The 19,175-nt window shown below is 73.3% G+C and carries 2 protein-coding genes; both read left to right on the top strand.

All coding sequences use genetic code 11. The features are described from left to right. The coding region (locus tag QM634_RS00230; RefSeq protein WP_415040763.1) for an amino acid adenylation domain-containing protein at positions 1 to 7,833 on the top strand (7,833 nt) is incomplete at its 5' end. Beyond that, on the top strand, positions 7,830 to 19,175 hold an 11,346-nt coding region (locus tag QM634_RS00225), incomplete at its 3' end, for an amino acid adenylation domain-containing protein (protein WP_415040762.1). The genes QM634_RS00230 and QM634_RS00225, both read left to right, overlap by 4 nt.

Below are 19,175 nucleotides of genomic sequence, written 5' to 3'. Positions count from 1 at the left end.
CGCGACCTCGCGCGCCGCGCCGCGCAGCACGCGCCGGGGCTGCCGCCGATCGTCCCGGTCCAGCCGCGGCCCGAGCGCATCCCGCTGTCGGACGCCCAGCAGCGGATGTGGTTCCTCAACCAGTACGACACCGCGTCGGCGATCTACAACATGCCGATGGCGGTGCGCCTGGCCGGCGACGTCGACATCGACGCGCTGATCGGGGCGATCCACGACGTCATCGCGAGGCACGAGGTCCTGCGGACCGTGTTCCCGGCGGTCGACGGCGAGCCCCACCAGCGGGTGATCGGGGAGTCCGAGGCGCTCGAACGCTTCGATTGGGAGCGCGTCGACACCTTCGACGACCTGACCGCCGCGGCCGATCGCGGCTTCGACGTCACCGTCGACCTGCCGGTGCGCGGACGGCTGCGCGTCGGCGACGACGGCACCGGCGAACTCCTGCTGGTGGTCCACCACATCGCCTTCGACGGCGAGTCGATCGGCGTGCTCATCCGCGACGTCCTGGCCGCCTACGCGCGCCGGACCGATCCGGCGGTGCCGGCCCAGCCGCCGCTGGCCGTGCAGTACGCGGACTATGCGATCTGGCAGCACGCCGAACTCGGCCGGGTCGACGATCCCGACACCGTCCTGGGCCGCCAGCTCGCCTACTGGCGCGAGAAGCTGACCGGCCTGCCCGCCCTCACCGAGCTGCCGATGGACCGCCCGCGGCCGCCGGTCTTCGACAGTGACGGCGGCATGGTCGTGCTGGAGGTCGACGAGGGGCTCACCGAGCGGATCACCGAGCTGTGCCGCACCTACGAGGTCACGCCGTTCATGGTCACCTATGCGGCGCTGGCCGTGCTGGTCGCGCGCCTGGGCGCGACGTCGGACGCGGTGATCGCCAGCCCCGCGGCCGGTCGACTCTCGCCGGCGGTCGACGACCTGGTGGGCATGTTCGTGAACACTCTGGTGCTGCGCACCGACACCTCTCCCGGGCAGTCGGTCGACGCGCTCCTGCACCGCGTCCGCGAGGACGTGCTGGACGCCTTCGACAACGTCGCGGTCCAATTCGACGACCTCGTCGAAGCCCTCGCCCCGCCGCGCTCGACCGCGTACTCACCGTTGGCGCAGATCGCCTTCACCTACGCCGAGGCGGGTCCCGGCGACGGCCCGATCGCCGTCGGCGGGATGCGCGCCGAGGCCATCGAGGTGACCGGCCACGAGGCGAAGTTCGACCTGATGGTGTTGGCCCACGGCCGCACCGAGACCGCCCCGCTGCGCATCGAGTTCCTGTACGCCAGGGCCCTCTACGACGAGAGCACGGTCGAGCGGTTCGGCGAGGTCTACCGGCGCATCCTCGAGCAGATGACGGCCGACCAGTCGGTCGCCATCGGCGACATCGACATCGTGGGGCCCGCCGAGGCGCCGACACCCGCCACGGCCGTCGCGGCTCCCCGCGCGACCGTCGGAGCGGGGGGCGAGGTGCAGGAGGGCACACTGCTGCACATCCTCGCCGAGCGCGACCTCGATCCGCACCACCCGGCGCTCATCTGCGACGGCACCGAGATCGCCTACGAGGAGTTCGAGCGGCGCACCGATGCGGTGGCCCGCGCGCTGCTCGCCCGCGGGGTCCGACCCGACGACGTCGTGGCGGTCGGCATGGAACGGTCGATCGACTCGGTCGTCGCGGTGTGGGGCGTCATCAAGTCGGGCGCGGCCTACCTGTCAATCGACCCGGCCTATCCGGACGACCGGATCGCCTACATGCTCGAGGACTCGAACGTCGACTTCGGGATCACCGTCGCCGCCACCCGCGACCGGCTGGGCGAGTCGGCGTGCGAGTGGGTCGAGCTCGACGCACTCGCCGCGGAGGCCTCCGGCGACGGGCCGATCACGAGTGACGAGCGCAACGGCTCGGTGCGCCTGGGCAATCTCGCGTACGTCATCTACACCTCCGGGTCCACCGGGCGCCCCAAGGGCGTCGCGGTGTCGAACACCGGCATGGCCGACCTCGTCGCCAACTACGGCAAGGTGACCGGCGCGCGCGAGGACGACCCCGATACGCGCGTCCTGCACGTCGCCTCGCCCAGCTTCGACGCCTCCTTCTTCGAGATGTGCTGGGCGATCAGCGCGGGCCACACCCTGGTGATCGCCCCGCACTCCGACTTCGCCGGCGAGGCCCTCGACGCCGTGCTCGAGCGGGGCGAGGTCACCGACATGGTCATCACGCCGTCGGTGCTCGCCACCCTGGACCCCGAGCGCGCCGAGTTCGTGCGCAACCTGGCCACCGCCGGCGAGTCCTGCCCGCCCGACCTGGTCGAGCGGTGGGCCGCGCGCGGGCGTCGACTGTTCAACTTCTACGGCCCGTCCGAGACCACCGTCTGGGCCACGCGCGCCCGGATGATGCCCGACAAGCCGATCACCATCGGCCGCGCGATCGGCGGGTTCACCGCCCGGGTGCTCGATCCCCGCCTGCACGAGGTGCCGCGCGGCGTCGTCGGCGAGTTGTACCTGAGCGCCGACGGTCTGGCCCGCGGCTATCTCGGCCGCCCGCGGTTGACCGCCACGAGCTTCGTCGCCGATCCGTCGGGCCCGGCGGGTGCGCGCATGTACGCCACCGGCGACATGGTGCGGGTGACGCCGCAGGGCGACCTCGAGTTCGCCGGCCGCGCCGATCACCAGGTGAAGATCAACGGTCAGCGCGTCGAGTTGGGGGAGATCGAGGCGGTCCTCGCCTCGGCGCCGGGCGTCGCGCAGGCGGTGGCCGTCGGGCGCCCCACCGACCAGGGCGGCCGCACGCACATGCAGGTGGTGGCCTACCTCGTCGCGCGGCCGGGGGAGAGCGTCGACCGCGAGGCGGCCGTCGCCCATGCCGCGACCCGCCTGGCCGCACACATGATCCCGTCGCACGTGATGGTGATCGACGAGATCCCGCTGACCCCCGCGCGCAAGACCGATCTGCGTGCCCTGCCCGAACCGGTGATCGAGGTCGGCGAGCACGTGCCACCCGCCGACGACCGTGAGCGCGCGGTCGCCGCGGTCGTCGCCGACATCCTCGAGCTCGACGACGTGTCGGTGACCGCGAGCTTCTTCGACCTGGGTGGCAACTCCCTGCTGGCGACGCGCCTGGCCGCCCGTGCCGGCGAGGCGCTCGGCGCCAAGGTGACCGTCCGCGACGTGTTCGACGCGCCGACGGTGCGCGCGCTGGTCGAGGCGACCGCCGGCCGCACCGACGCCCTGGTGCCGCTGACCAAGGCCGACCCGCGGCCGCCGCGGGTGCCGCTGTCCTTCGCCCAGCAGCGCATCTGGTTCATCAACCGGTTCGAAGAGGGATCGGCGGCCTACAACATTCCGACCGTCTTGCGACTGTCGGGACCGGTCGACGCCGAGGCCCTGCGCCGCGCCCTGGTCGACGTCGTGATGCGCCACGAGGTTCTGCGCACCGTTTTCCCCGCCGACGACGAGGGCGTGCCCTTCCAACTCGTCGACGATCCGGCGACGGTCGCCGACCGGCTCGACTGGGCCGTGGTGTCCTCGCGCGCCGAGCTCGACGCGGCCGTCGGCAGCGGGTTCGACCTGACGACGCAGTGGCCGCTGCGGGTGCGGCTGTGGTCGGCCGGCGCCGACGAGCACCTGCTCGCACTGGTGGTGCAACACATCGCGGCCGACGGCGAGTCGCTGCTCCCGTTGGTCGGCGATCTCGTCACCGCCTACCAGGCGCGGGTGGCAGGTACGGCGCCGGCGTTCGCACCGCTGCCGGTCCAGTTCGCCGATTTCGCGCTCTGGCAGCACCAGGTGCTCGGCGCTCCCGACGATCCGGAGTCGGTCGTCGGCCGCCAGGTCGCCTACTGGCGGGAGACCCTCAAGGGCGCGCCGCCGCTGTTGGAACTGCCCACCGACCGGCCGCGGCCGGCCGTCGCCTCGCAGCGCGGTGCGCAGACCCGCCTGAGCATTCCCGCCGACACCGGCGCCAGGGTGTTGGCGCTGGCCAAGAGCAGCGGCGCCACGCCGTTCATGGTCGTCCACGCGGCACTGGCAGCCGTGTTGTCCCGCTTGGCCGGAGCCGACGAGGTCGTCGTGTCGACGCCGATCGCGGGCCGCGGGCGCGCCGCCCTCGACCCGCTCGTCGGCATGTTCGTCAACACGCTGCTCCTGCGCACGCCGATCGCGCCGGACGAGTCCTTCGACGCCCTCCTGGCCCGGGTGCGGACCGCGGACCTGGAGGCCTTCGAGCACTCCGACGTGCCCTTCGAGGCGGTCGTCGACGCGGTCAACCCGGTGCGCTCGGAGGCCTTTGCCCCGCTGTCCCAGGTGATGCTGTCCTACAACCCGGGGGCCGCGGTGGACGCGACGGCCATCGACGCCGCCGGGATGCGCGTCACCGGGATCGAGGCGCTCGACCTGCCCGAGCAACTCGACCTGACCGTCACGGTCGCGAGCAGCGCGGACGGGGACTGGACCGCCGACGTCTCCTACGCCGTCGACCTGTTCGACGAGCCGACGGCGCGGGCGATCGGGCGCCGCTTCGTGGAGTTCCTGGACGCGGTGACCGCCGACCCCGAACTCGCCGTCGCCGCCCCGTCGCTGCTGAACGCCGACGAGCGCGCGGCCGCACTGACCGCCGCGCGCGGCCGCACGGTCGCGGTCCCCGACTCGACCGTCGCCGATCTCGTCGCCGAACAGGTGGCGCGCACCCCTGACGCCGAGGCACTCGCCTTCGAGGGGGAGGGCCTGACCTACCGAGAGTTCGGCGCCCGGGTCGCGACGCTGGCCCGTGAGCTCATCGCGGCCGGCGTCGGCCCCGAGCGCACGGTCGCCGTGTGCATCGACCGCTCGCTGGAGATGATGCTCGCGCTCCACGCCGTGGTCGCGGCCGGCGGGCAGTATGTGCCGATCGATCCGACGACCCCGCACGAGCGCGTGGCCCACATGGCCGAGATCACCGGCGCCGAGGTCCTGCTGCTGGCGGCGGGCACCGACCCGGCCGCGACGTCCCTGCTGGCCGAGCGGCTCACCGTCGTGCGCGCCGATGCCTCCGCGGCGGTCGACCCGACGACCACCCCCGTCACCCAGGCGGAGCGGCTCGCACCCCTGCGGCCCGACCACGCCGTCTACACGATGTTCACCTCGGGCTCGACCGGTCAGCCCAAGGGCGTGACCGTCTCCCACCGGGCCCTCGTCTCGCACATGGCCTACATCAGCTCCACGCGCGTGCAGGGCTCGGCGAAGGTCACCCTCGTGAAGACGCCGTACACCTTCGACCCGTGCGTGGTGGAGATCTTCTGGGGCGTCTCGGTGGGCGCGCGCGTCGTCGTCGCCGCGCCCGGCGGCCACCGCGACGTGGACTACCTGGCGCGACTCATCCGCGACGAGCGCATCGAGATGGTCGACGCGGTGCCGGTGGTCTGGTCGATGATGCTCGACAGCGACGCCCTGACCGCGGTGCTCGCCGAGTCGTCGCTGCACGGCATGCTGACCGGCGGCGAGGCGCTGCCGGCGTCGATGGCGCAGCGGGCGGCCGACGAGCTGCCCGACGTCGACCTGGTCAACCAGTACGGCCCGACCGAGGCGACGAACTTCGTGCTCAACCACCTCGTCGTCGACCCGCAGCAGCCCTACATCGGGCGGCCGGTGTGGAACACGACCGCGCTGGTGCTCGATTCGCGACTGGGCCTGGTCCCCGACGGCGTGGTGGGGGAGCTGTACCTCGGCGGCGCCCAGCTCGCCCGCGGCTACGCCGCGCAGTCGCGGTTGACCGCCGAGCGCTTCGTGCCCGACCCCTACGGCGAGCCCGGGGCGCGCCTCTACCGCACCGGCGACCTCGTGCGGCGCACCCCCGACGGCGCCATCGACTACGTGGGCCGCGTCGACTACCAGGTGAAGCTGCGCGGTCAGCGGATCGAGCTCGGCGAGATCGAGGAAGTCCTCGCCCGCGCCCCCGGCGTGGTGCTGGCCGCGGCCGCCGTGGCGCCCGGACCCGGCGGCGACGCACTCGTCGGTTACGTCTCGGGCACCGACCTTGACCTGGACGCCGTCCGCGACTACGCGGCGCGCCACCTGATGGCCTACATGTGCCCGACCGCGTGGGTCGAGGTCGCCGAGATGCCGCTCGGCAGCGCCGGCAAGATCGACCGCAAGGCGCTGCCGGAACCGGACTTCTCGGTCCTGGAAGGGGAGTACGAGGCACCCGAGGGCGAGGCCGAGCAGGCGGTCGCCGACGTGTTCGCCGATGTCCTCGGCGTCGAGAGGGTCTCGGCCACCGAGTCCTTCTTCGACATCGGCGGCAACTCACTGTCGGCGATGCGCGTCGTCGCCCGCGCGGGGGAAGCGCTCGGGGTCGAGCTGTCCGTGCGCGACCTGTTCGACGCGCCGACCGTGCGCGGCCTGGTGGCCGGTGCCGCCGGTCGCGGCGACACCCTCGAACCGGTCACCGCGGTCGACCCGCGGCCCGAGCTGGTCCCGTTGTCCTACGCCCAGCAGCGGATGTGGTTCATCAACCGCCTCGAACCGGATCTGCCGACCTACAACATCCCGATCGCCCTGCGGCTGACCGGTGCGCTCGACGTCGCCGCCCTCCGCGCGGCCGTCGGCGACCTGGTGGCGCGGCACGAGAGCCTGCGCACCACGTTCCCCGCCGTCGACGGACGTCCCTTCCAGAAGGTCCATCCGGCCGACTCGCCGCAAGCCGCGCCCGACTGGGCGGTCGTCGACGACGAGGCCGCCCTCGCCGACGCGGCCGGCACCGGCTTCGACGTCACCGCCCGTCCGCCCTTCCGCGTCCGACTCTGGCAGGCCGGCCCCGACGAGTGGGTCCTGGTCGCGGTGATCCACCACATCGTCGGCGACGGCGAGTCGATGACCCCGCTGCTGGCGGACATGATCGTGGCCTATGGCGCCCGCGCGGCCGGGCAGGCACCGCGGTTCGAGCCGCTGCCGGTCCAATTCGCCGACTACGCCCTCTGGCAGCACCGCGTCCTCGGTGACCCGTCCGATGCGGACTCGATCGTCGGGCGCCAGCTCGACCGGTGGGAGAAGACGCTGCGCGGCCTGCCCGAGTTGGTCGAGATCCCCACCGACCGGCCCCGTCCGCCGGTGGCCTCGCACCGCGGCGGCACGGTCGACCTCGAGCTGCCCGCCGCGCTCGGCGCCCGCATCGAGGAGGTGGCCCGCGCGCGCGGCGTCACCCCGTTCATGGTCGTGCACGCCGCCCTCGCGGTGCTCGTCGCCCGGTCGTCGGCCACCGCCGACATCGCGGTCGCCACCCCGATCGCCGGTCGCGGCCAGCGCGTGCTGGACCCGATCATCGGCATGTTCGTCAACACGCTGGTGCTGCGCTCCCAGGTGCGCCTGGACATGACCTTCGACGACCTGCTGGACCAGGTCCGCGGCGTCGACCTGGAGGCCTTCGCCCACGCCGACGTGCCGTTCGAGGCGCTGGTCGAGCGACTCAACCCGGTGCGCTCGCAATCCTTCACCCCGCTCACACAGGTGATGCTGACCGTCGACTACGCCCCGAGCTCGGACTTCGGGCTCGGCGCCGACGGCCTCGAGGTGGCGGTCGTGCCGCCGCCGGTGACCCCGGCACAGGTCGACCTCACCTTCGACGTGCGGATCCGCTCCGGGCAGACGTGGACGGTGTCCATCGCGTACGCGCTCGACCTGTACGACGAATCGACCGTCTCTACACTGGGTGGCCGGTTCGCGGCGCTGCTGGACGCACTGACCTCGGCCCCCGCACAACCCGTCGCCCTGGCGCCGCTGCTCGACGAGCACCAGCGCGCGCTGATCGCGCAGTGGTCGGTGGGGCCGGCCCGTCCGAATGCGGCGGGGACGATCCCGGAGATCGTGCGATGACGGGGAACGACGACACGTCGCGGGAGGTGACGGCGATGACGGGCGACGCTGCGCGCGAGACGCCGGCGCTGGTCTTCGGCGACCGCCGCGTGTCCCGGGCCGAGTTCGACGCCCGGGTGGCCGTCCTGGCGCGCGAGCTGATCGGTCGCGGCGTGGGCCCCGAGGTCGCCGTCGCCGTGGTGCTGCCGCGCTCGGTCGAGCTGCTCGTCGCCCTCCACGCCATCGTCTCGGCCGGTGGACAGTTCGTGCCCATCGACGTCGAGGCGCCGGCCGACCGCACCGCGCGGATGCTCGCCACCGCCGACGTGCACCTGGCCTTCGTCCCCGCCGGGGCCGTCCCGCCCGCAATGCGCGACCTGCCCACCGACCTCGGCGTCGAACTGGTGCCGCTGGACTGCGACGATCCCGTCGACCCGGACACCCGGCCGGTCAGCGACGCCGACCGCCGGAGCCCGCTGCGCCCCGAGCACGCGGCCTACACGCTGTTCACCTCCGGCTCCACCGGCGAGCCCAAGGGCGTGACCGTGTCGCACGGCGCCATCGTCAACCGTCTCGCCTGGATGCGGGACTGGGCCACCCTCGACGAGACCGACGTCTTCCTGCAGAAGACGCCGATCACCTTCGACGTGTCGGTGCCCGAACTGTTCCTGCCGATGGTCCTGGGTGCGACGCTCGTCATCGCCGCGCCGGGCCGGCACGGCGACCCCGCCTACCTGCACGATCTCATCGGGCGCGAGCAGATCACGGTCGTGCACTTCGTGCCGTCGATGGCCGCGGCCTTCCTCGACGTCCTCGGCGACCGGGTGCGCGAGCTGACGTCGGTGCGCATGCTCTTCGCCTCCGGTGAGGCGCTGCCGCCGCCGGTCGCCCAGGGCCTGCTGCGCGGCTTCGCCGGCGCCGAACTCCACAACCTCTACGGGCCGACGGAGGCCGCGGTCGAGGTGATCGTCCAACAGGTCCGACCCGGCGACGCGTCGGTCCCCATCGGCACGCCGGTTCCGGGGACCACTGCCTACGTCCTGGACGACTGGCTGCAATTCGTCCCGCCGGGGACGCCGGGCGAGCTGTACCTGGGCGGTGTCCAGGTCGCCCGCGGCTACGCCCGTCAACCCGGCCTGACCGCCGAGCGGTTCGTCGCCGACCCCTATGGCGAGCCGGGGGCGCGCCTCTACCGCACCGGTGACCTGGTGCGCTGGAACGCCGCCGGTGAGATCGAGTATCTCGGCCGCACCGATTTCCAGGTCAAGCTGCGCGGCCAGCGCATCGAGCTCGGCGAGATCGAGTCGGTCATCGCCGGTGCGCCCGGCGTCGTGCACACCGCCGCGACCGTCGTGCAGGCGCCCGGCGGCGGAGAGTTCCTGGTCGCCTACGTCGCCCCGGCAGACGTCGACCTCGAGGCGGTCAAGTCCCATGTCGCCGCCGCCCTGCCGGAGTACATGCGCCCCAGCCTGTGGACGCTGCTGGACGACGTGGTGCTGGGCAGCGCCGGCAAGCTCGACCGCCGGGCCCTGCCGGCGCCGGTGTTCGACGACCTCGCCGGCGAGTACGTCGCGCCGGCGACCGATGCCGAACGGGCGGTCGCCGACGTGTTCGCCGACGTGCTCGGCGTTGAGCAGGTCGGCGTCACCGACTCCTTCTTCGACATCGGCGGCACGTCGCTGTCGGCGATGCGCGTGGTCGCGCGCGCCGGGGAGGCACTCGGCGTCGAGCTGTCGGTCCGCGACCTGTTCGACGCGCCGACCGTGCGCGACCTCGTCGCCGCGGCGGGCGGGGCCGGCGGTGCACTGGCGCCGATCACCGCCACCTCCCCGCGCCCGGCGCAGATCCCGTTGACCTTCGCGCAGCAGCGCATGTGGTTCATCAACCGTTTCGACCCGCAGGCGCCGACCTACAACATCCCGGCCGTGCTGCGCCTGCGCGGCGACCTCGACGTCGAGGCGCTGCGATCCGCCGTGGTCGACGTGGTGGCCCGCCACGAGGTGCTGCGCACGACCTTCCCCTCGATCGACGGCGTCCCGCACCAGTCGGTCCATCCCGCGGCCGACGCGCAGGCGGCGGTGGACTGGCAGATCGTCGACTCGCTCGCCGACCTGCGGGCCGCCGCGGTCACCGGCTTCGACGTCACCCGGCAGTGGCCGCTGCGGGTGCGCCTGCTGCGCGCACCGACCGGGGAGCACCTGCTGGCGGTCGTCGCCCACCACATCGCCGCCGACGGCGAGTCGATGACACCGCTCATCGGCGACATGATCGCCGCCTACCGTGCCCGGGCCGCCGGTGCCGCGCCCGCTTTCGCCCCGTTACCGGTGCAGGTCGCCGACTTCGCGATTTGGCAGCACACCACGCTCGGCAGCCCCGAGGACGCCGACAGCGTCATCGGCAGGCAACTGGTCTACTGGCGCACACAGTTGCGCGGCGCCCCCGACGTGCTGGAACTGCCCGCCGACCGCCCGCGCCCGCCGGCCGCCACGCACCGCGGCGCCACCGTCGACTTCGAGATTCCCGCGCCGGTCGCCCGGCAGATCCGCGAGACCGCCCGCGCCACCGGGCTCACCCCGTTCATGGTGCTGCACGCCGGTCTGGCCGTACTCCTCGGACGATTGGGGGGCACCGACGACGTGAGCATCGCGACCCCGGTCGCCGGGCGCGGCCAACGCGTCCTCGACCCCCTGGTCGGCATGTTCGTCAACACGCTCGTGCTGCGCACCCGGATCGAGTCCGGCGAGTCCTTCGCCGAGCTCCTCGAGCAGGTCAAGCGGGTCGACCTGGACGCGTTCGCCCACGCCGACGCTCCCTTCGAATCGGTCGTCGAGGCCGTCGACCCGGTGCGCAGCGAGGCCTTCGGCCCGCTCGCCCAGGTCGTCCTGACCGTCACCGAAGGCGGCGGGGACGGCCTGTCGGTCGACGTGGACGGCCTGCACCTGGAGACCGCCGACATCGACCAGGTCCCCGCGCAGTACGACCTGGGCGTCTACGTCGATGTGACCGATGACCGGCCCTGGCGCGCGTCGCTCATCTACGCGACCGACCTGTTCGACCGAACCCGCATCGCCGCGCTCGCCGATCGGCTGGTCGCCGTGTTGGACGAGCTGGCGGGCGATCCGGCGCGGACCGTCGGCGACGTCGACCTGCTCGACGCCCGCGACCGGGAGCGACTCGAGCGGCTGCCCGCCCCGACGCGACCCGTCGGTGCCGAACGGTCGCTGCTGGAGGTGTTCGCCCGATCCGCGGCCGACCATGGCGGCTCGGTCGCGGTCCGCGCCGACGGCGACCACCTGACCTATGCGGAGCTGGACGCCCGCTCGAGCGCGGTCGCGAGCGGTCTGGCCGCCGCCGGGGTGCGCCCCGGCGACCTCGTCGGTCTCGCCACCGCCCGCTCGACCGATCTCGTCTCGGCGATCCTGGGCGTGCTCAAGGCGGGTGCGGCCTACCTGCCACTGGATCTGACCAACCCGGTCGACCGCCTGGAGTACATCCTGCGCGACGCGGGTGTGCGAGTGGTCGTGGTCGACCCCACGACCGCCGACCACGAACTGTGGGCCGCCGACGGGCTCGCCGCCCGCACGGTTGACGTCGACGCGCTCATCGTCGAGTTCACCGGCACCCCGGCCCCGGTGGTCGATCCCGCCCCGGGGTCGCGCGCGTACGTGATCTACACGTCGGGCTCGACCGGCAAGCCCAAGGGCGTCGAGGTCACCCACGGGGACGTCACCGCGCTGATGGCGGCCTGCGCCGAGGACTTCGACTTCCACTCCGACGACGTGTGGACGCTGTTCCACTCCTACGCCTTCGACTTCGCGGTGTGGGAGATGTGGGGGCCGCTGCGTTCGGGCGCCACCGTCGTCATCGTCGACCGCGACCTGGCGCGCGACATGCCCGCCTTCCTCGACCTGGTCGTCGACGAGGGCGTCACCATCCTCAGCCTCACCCCGTCGGCGTTCTACCAGTTCATCGACGCCCGCGCGGCCGCGGACCGGGAGCCGGCTCTGCGCTACCTCGTGTTCGGTGGCGAGGAGCTGCGTTTCGAGCAGGTCCGCCGCTGGTTCGACGAGAATCCCGACGACCCGGCCCGCCTGGTCAACATGTACGGCATCACCGAGACGACCGTGCACGTCACCTTCCGGCCCATCGACCGCGCCACGGCGTCGGCGGCCGACCCGTCGTTCATCGGGCGCCCGCTGTCCTCACTGGCGGTGCACGTCCTCGACGATCGGTTGCGCCCGGTGCCCGAGGGCGTCGTCGGCGAAATGTACGTCGCCGGTGTCCAACTCGCCCAGGGCTATCTGAACCAGCCCGGGTTGACCGCGACGCGCTTCGTCGCCAACCCCTTCGCCGCCGACGGATCGCGGCTCTACCGCACCGGCGACCTCGCGCGCCGCCGCGGTGACGACGTCGAATACCTGGGTCGGGCCGACGGCCAGGTCCAGTTGCGCGGCTTCCGCATCGAATACGGCGAGGTCGAGGCGGCGCTGCTGGGCGTGCCGGGTGTCCGCGGCGCGGCCGCGAACGTCGTGACCGACCCGCATCGCGGCGACCTGCTGATCGGCTACATCACGTCGGACGGCGACCTCGACCCGCAGGAGGTCCGCGAGGCCGCCGCGGCCTCGGTGCCGCGCTACATGGTCCCCGACCTGGTGATGACCGTCGACCGGCTGCCGCTCACCGCCAACGGCAAGCTCGACCGCAAGGCGCTGCCGACGGCCGACTTCGCCGCCGTGCCCGCCGAGTACACCCCGCCCGCCTCGCCCGACGAGGAGGCCGTCGCGACGGTCTTCGCCGACGTATTGGGCCTGGAGCAGGTGTCGGTCACCGAGTCCTTCTTCGACTACGGCGGCAACTCGCTGTCGGCGATGCGGGTGGTCGCGCGCGCCGGCGAAGCCCTCCAGGTGGAGCTGTCCGCGCGCGACCTGTTCGACGCCCCGACCGTCCGCGAGCTGGTCAAACTCTCCGCCGACCGAGCACCCGGCCTCGCCGCGATCGCGCCGGCGGCACCGCGCCCGGCCCGGATCCCGCTGTCCTTCGCCCAACAGCGGATGTGGTTCATCAACCGGTTCGACTCCTCGTCGGCCGCCTACAACATCCCCGCCGTGCTGCGGCTGTCCGGCGAGCTCGACGTCGACGCACTGCGCGCCGCACTCGTCGACACCGTCGTGCGCCACGAGGTCTTGCGCACGACCTACGCACAGGACCACGGCAGCCCCCACCAGGTGATCGCCGCGGCCGATGACGTCCCGGCTCGACTCGATTGGGCGGTCGTCGACGACGAGGCCGCGATCGCCGACGCGGTGACCGGCGGGTTCGACCTCGCCGAGCAGTGGCCGATCCGGGCGCGGCTGTGGCCGGTGTCCGCCGACGAACACGTCCTCGCGGTCGTGCTGCACCACATCGCCGCCGACGGCGAGTCGATCGCGCCGCTCGTCGGCGACCTGGCCGCGGCCTACGCGGCGCGCACCGCCGGCGGCCCGGCCGACCGGGCACCGCTGCCGGTCCAATTCGCCGACTTCGCGATCTGGCAGCACGAGGTCCTCGGTGCCCCCGATGACGCCGATTCCGTCGTCGGCCGCCAACTCGCGTACTGGACCGACCGCCTCGCCGGACTGCCGGACCTGCTCGAACTGCCCGCCGACCGTCCGCGGCCGGCGGTGGCCTCGGGCCGCGGCGCCCGCATCGGGTTCACCGTTCCGGCCGAGGTGGCCGACCGGTTGACCGCGCTCGCCCGCAGCCGCGGGGCCACCCCGTTCATGGTCGTGCACGCGGCCCTCGCGGCGCTGCTCGCACGCCTGACCGGCACCTCCGACATCGCCATCGGCACCCCCGTCGCCGGTCGCGGCCAGCAGGTCCTCGAACCGTTGGTGGGCATGTTCGTGAACACCCTCGTGCTGCGCACCCGCGTCCGGCCCGACGCGCCCCTGCGCGACCTGCTCGACGAGGCGCGCGAGGTCGACACCGGCGCCTTCGACCACGCGGACGTGCCCTTCGAGACGCTGGTCGAGGCGCTCGACCCGGTCCGCTCGACCTCCTTCGAACCACTTGCGCAGGTCTGGTTGAGCTTCGTTCAGCAGGCCGGCGCCGAGCCCTTCGCGCTGGACGGGACGGATCTGACGCTTCGCCCGGTCGAGACCGACGACGTACCGGCGCGCGTCGATCTGCTGGTCGGCCTGTCCACGGACACCGGCGGCGACTGGACCGGCTGGTTGGACTACGCCACCGACCTGTTCGATCCCGCCACGGTCGAGGGCTTCGCCGACGGACTGCAGCGCCTGTTGCGGGCCTTCGCCGACGATGCGGAGACGGCGGTCGCGCGGGTGGACCTGCTGCCCGCCGCGCAACGTCGGGCGTTGGTGCCGGCGACTGGTGGCCCGGCACAGGAGCCGACGGTGCTGCGCGAGGTCTTCGCCGACGCCGCGCGCCGGTGGCCCGACCGCACCGCCGTCGTCGACGGCAGCGGGGCGCGTCTGTCCTACGCCGAACTCGACGCGCGCTCGAACCGCCTGGCGCGCTGGCTCGAGGCCCGCGGCGCCCGACCCGAGAGTGCCGTCGCACTGGCGATGCCGCGCTCGGTCGAGTTGCTCACCGCGATCTGGGCGGTCGCCAAGACCGGTGCCGGTTACGTACCGATCGACCCGGATTACCCGACCGACCGCGTGGCGAACATGGTCGAGGACTGCGGCGCCGAACTCGGCCTGACCCTGACCGCCGTGGCCGGCGACCTGCCCGCCGGCGGCGTGGAGTGGACGCCGCTCGACGAGTCGGCATTCGCCGACGACCTCGCCGCCCTCGACGACGGACCGTTCACCGCCGCCGCACCGCTGCGCCCGGAGAACCTGGCGTATCTGATCTTCACCTCCGGTTCGACCGGCCGCCCCAAGGGCGTGTCCGTCTCGCACACCGGATTGCTGAACTTCGCGCGGCAGGAGAGCGAACGGTTGAACGCCGCCCAGAAGCCGGTGGTGTTGGGCTTCGCGTCGCCGAGTTTCGACGCCTCCGTGCTGGAGTACCTGCTCGCCGTCGCCGGCGGAGGCACCCTGGCCTACCGGCCCGCCGAGGCGGTCGGCGGGACCGCGCTGGCGGCGTTCATGCGCTCCCACCGCGTCAGCCACTCCTTCCTCACCCCGTCGGTGCTGGCCACCGTCGAGCCCGGCGACCTGCCGGACCTGCGCGACCTGGCCCTGGGCGGCGAGGCGGTACCCGCGGCCCTGGTCGACCGCTGGGCGCCGCACGTCGCGGTGCACAACCTGTACGGGCCGACCGAGACGACGATCGGCGTCACGATCAGCGAGCCGATGGCCGCCGGCGACCCGGTGTACCTGGGCACCCCGATCGGCGGTGTGGGGCTCGTCGTGCTCGACGATCATCTGACGCCGGTCCCCGTCGGGGTGCTCGGTGAGCTCTACGTCCTCGGCCCGGCGCTGTCCCGCGGCTACGCGGCAGACCCGCGCCTGACGTCGTCGCGGTTCGTCGCCGCACCGGCCGGCGTGGGGGAGCCCGGCGCCCGTATGTACCGCACCGGTGACGTGGTCCGGTGGCGCCCGCGGGGCGACCGACACGTCCTGGAATACGTCGGCCGCAGCGACAACCAGGTCAAGATGCGCGGTCTGCGCATCGAACTCGGCGAGATCGAATCGGTGCTCGCCGCGCACCCGGGTGTCGAGTCGGCGGCAGTCGTCGGACTGGACCCCGAGGGACAGCGGATCACCGGTGGCACGGTCGCGGCGCTGGCCGGTTACGTCGTCGCCGACGACGGCGTGGACACCGCCGCGCTGCGCGCCCACGCCGCGGCGCACCTGCCGGCGTTCATGGTGCCATCGACGATCACCGTGCTGTCCGCGATGCCGACGACCCCGGTCGGCAAGCTCGACACCGCGGCGCTGCCGGTGCCCGAACTCCCGGTCGGCGAGTTCGTCGCACCGGCGGGCGATCTGGAGACCGCGCTGGCGCAGGCCTTCGCCGACGTGCTCGGCGTCGACCGGATCGGGGCCACCGAATCCTTCTTCGACGTCGGCGGCAACTCGCTGTCGGCGATGCGCCTGGTCACCCGGGTCTCCGAGGCGACCGGCGCGGGCCTCACCGTCCGCGACGTCTTCGACGCGCCCACGGTCCGGGAACTCGCCCGGATCGTCGGCGGCGCGCAATCGGCCTTGCCGCCGGTGACGGCGGTCGTGCCACGACCCGCGCGGATCCCGCTGTCCTTCGCCCAGCAGCGCATGTGGTTCATCAACGCCTTCGACCCGCAGGCGCCGACCTACAACATCCCGCTCGTCCTGCGGCTGACCGGCGCCGTCGACGTCGAGGCGCTGCGGGCCGCGCTCGTCGACGTCGTGACCCGCCAGGAAGTCCTGCGCACGACGTTCCCCGCCGTCGACGGCAAGCCCTACCAGTCGGTCGCCGCGGCCTCGGCCGTCGCGGGCGCGCTGGACTGGGCGGTGGCGGCCGACCGCAGCGACCTCGACGCCGCGGTCATGGGCGGGTTCGACGTGTCCGCCCAGTGGCCGATCCGCGCCCGGATCTGGGCCGCCGGCCCCGACGAGCACGTCCTGGCCGTCGTGATCCACCACATCGCCGCCGACGGTGAGTCGATGGCGCCGCTCATGACGGACCTGATCACCGCGTACGCCGCGCGCGCCGCGGGCACTGCGCCGGCGTTCGAGCCGCTCGCGGTGCAGTTCGCCGACTACGCCCTCTGGCAGCACGAGGTGCTGGGCGACCCGGGTGATCCCGCGTCGGTCGCCGGTCGTCAGCTCGCCTATTGGCGCACCCGTCTCGCCGGCGTCCCCGACGTGCTGGAACTGCCCGCCGATCGACCGCGGCCGCCGGTCGCCTCCGGCCGGGGCCGCCGTATCGACTTCACGATCGACCCGGCGGTCGCCGAGCGCGTGGGCGTGCTCGCCACCCGGTCCGGTGCCACCCCGTTCATGGTGTTGCACGCCGCGCTGGCGGTCCTGCTGGCCCGTCTGTCGGCGACCGACGACATCGCGATCGCCACGCCCGTCGCGGGCCGCGGCCAGCGTGAACTCGACGCACTGGTCGGCATGTTCGTGAACACCCTCGTGTTGCGCGAGCAGATCGGCGCCGGTGACTCCTTCGCCGACGTGCTGGCCCGCGTGCGCGAGGACGACCTGGACGCCTTCGCCCACGCCGACGTCCCGTTCGAGGCCGTCGTCGACGCGGTCGACCCCGTGCGCAGCGAGGCCTTCGCGCCGCTGGCGCAGGTGATGCTGTCCTTCGACCCGGCCGCCTCCAGCACCGGCCTGCGCACCCCGGAGCTGCAGATCGATGCGGTCGAGACCGCGGAGACGCCCGCCCAGGTGGACCTGCAGGTGACCGTGTCCTCGGCCCCGGCGGGGCAGGAGTGGAGCGGGTCGCTCGTCTTCGCCGTCGACCTGTTCGACGAGGGCACCGCCACCGGGTTCGTCGAGCGGTTCCTGCGCGTGCTGGCCGAGACGACCGCCGCTCCCGACGCCGCGGTCGGCGACGCGGAGCTGCTCGAGGCGGCCCAGACGCGGGCGGTCCTGGCCGAGTCGGCCGGACCCGACGTGGTGCTGGCGCCGGAGACGCTGGCCGAGGCGGTCGCGGCCCAGATCGCCGCGACCCCGGACGCCCCGGCGCTGATGTTCGGCGACCGCACCGTCACCTACGCCGAGTTCGGCGCCCGTGCCGCCGCGCTGGCCCGCGAACTGATCGCGGCCGGGATCGGTCCCGAGGACGCCGTCGCCGTCTGCATGCCGCGCGGCGTCGAACTGCTCGTCGCCATCCACGCGGTGACCGCGGCCGGCGGCCAGTACGTCCCGATCGACACCGAGGCCCCCGCCGACCGCGCGGCGAGCATGGTCGCGACGGCCGGTGCGCGCGTCGTGCTGGTGTCGAGCGCCGCCGCCCGACCGACACCGGTCGCCGGGCTGGAGATCGACCGCATCGTCGTCGACGCGACCGGCGCGACGCCGACTGGTGCGCCGGTCACCGACGCCGAGCGCCGTGCCCCGCTGCGGCCGGGCAACGCCGCCTACACGCTGTTCACCTCGGGATCGACCGGCGAGCCCAAGGGTGTGACCGTGTCGCACGCATCGGTGCTCAACCGGTTGCGGTGGGGCCTGGACGTCTTCGCGTGGGGACCGGGCGACCGGATCGTCCTCAAGACCCCGTACACCTTCGACGTCTCGGTGCCCGAGCTGTACGGCCCGCTCATGAGCGGCGCGGCGGTCGTCATCGCCGAACCCGACGGGCACCGCGATCCGGAGTATCTGCTGGGCCTCCTGGAGAGCAGCAAGGCCACCTCGGTGCACTTCGTGCCGTCGATGCTCGCGGTCTTCCTCGAGGTCGTCGACGCGCGCCGGTTGTCCCGCCTGGACTCGCTCAAGTGGCTCTTCGCCTCCGGCGAGGCCTTGTCGACCGCCCAGGTCGCGGCCGCGCGCAGCAGATTGCGCCGCACGCAGGTCCACAACCTGTTCGGTCCGACCGAGGCCGCCATCGAGGTCAGTTGGAGCGATGTCACCGGTGTGCCCGACCCGGTCACCATCGGCCGCCCGGTGTGGAACACCTCGCTGCTGGTGCTCGACTCGCGACTGCGCCCGGTGCCCGAAGGCGTCGCCGGCGAGCTCTACCTGGGCGGCGTCCAGGTGGCCCGCGGCTATGCCGCGCAGCCGGGGTTGAGCGCCGAGCGGTTCGTCGCCGACCCCTACGGCGCACCCGGTGCGCGGATGTACCGCACCGGTGACCTCGTCCGACGCAACCGGGCCGGGGAGATCGAGTACCTGGGCCGCACCGACTTCCAGGTGAAGCTGCGCGGCCAGCGCATCGAGCTCGGCGAGATCGAGGCCGCGATGGCCGCCGCGCCGGGCGTCGTGCACGCCGCGGCGACGGTGGCGACCGCCCCCGGCGGCGGAGAGTTCCTGGTGGGCTACCTCGCTCCCGCCGACGTCGACGTCGACGAGGTCGCGGCGGTCGTGGCCGCGCGCGTCCCCGAGTACATGCGGCCCAGCGTCTGGATGCGCCTGGACGACGTCGTGCTGGGCTCGGCCGGAAAACTCGACCGCAAGGCGCTGCCCGCACCGGACTTCTCCTCGCTCGCCGGGGAGTACGTCGCACCGTCCACCCCGACCGAGGAGGCGCTGGCCGCCACGATCAGCGCCCTGCTGGGCGTTGACCGGGTCAGCGTCACCGATTCCTTCTTCGCGCTCGGCGGCGACTCGATCATGTCGATCCAGCTGGCGTCGGCGGCGCGCGGCAGCGGCCTGACGCTGACCCCGCGCGACATCTTCACCCACCGGACGGTGCGCGAGATGGCGCGCGCCCTCGACGCCGGCGGCGAGCGGTTGCCGATGCTGGCCGACCCGGCGGGCGGCCCGTCG

Source organism: Gordonia sp. (in: high G+C Gram-positive bacteria), from assembly GCF_047606305.1.
Classification (GTDB): Bacteria; Actinomycetota; Actinomycetes; order Mycobacteriales; family Mycobacteriaceae; genus Gordonia.
This window is presented reverse-complemented; position numbering and strand designations above follow the sequence as displayed.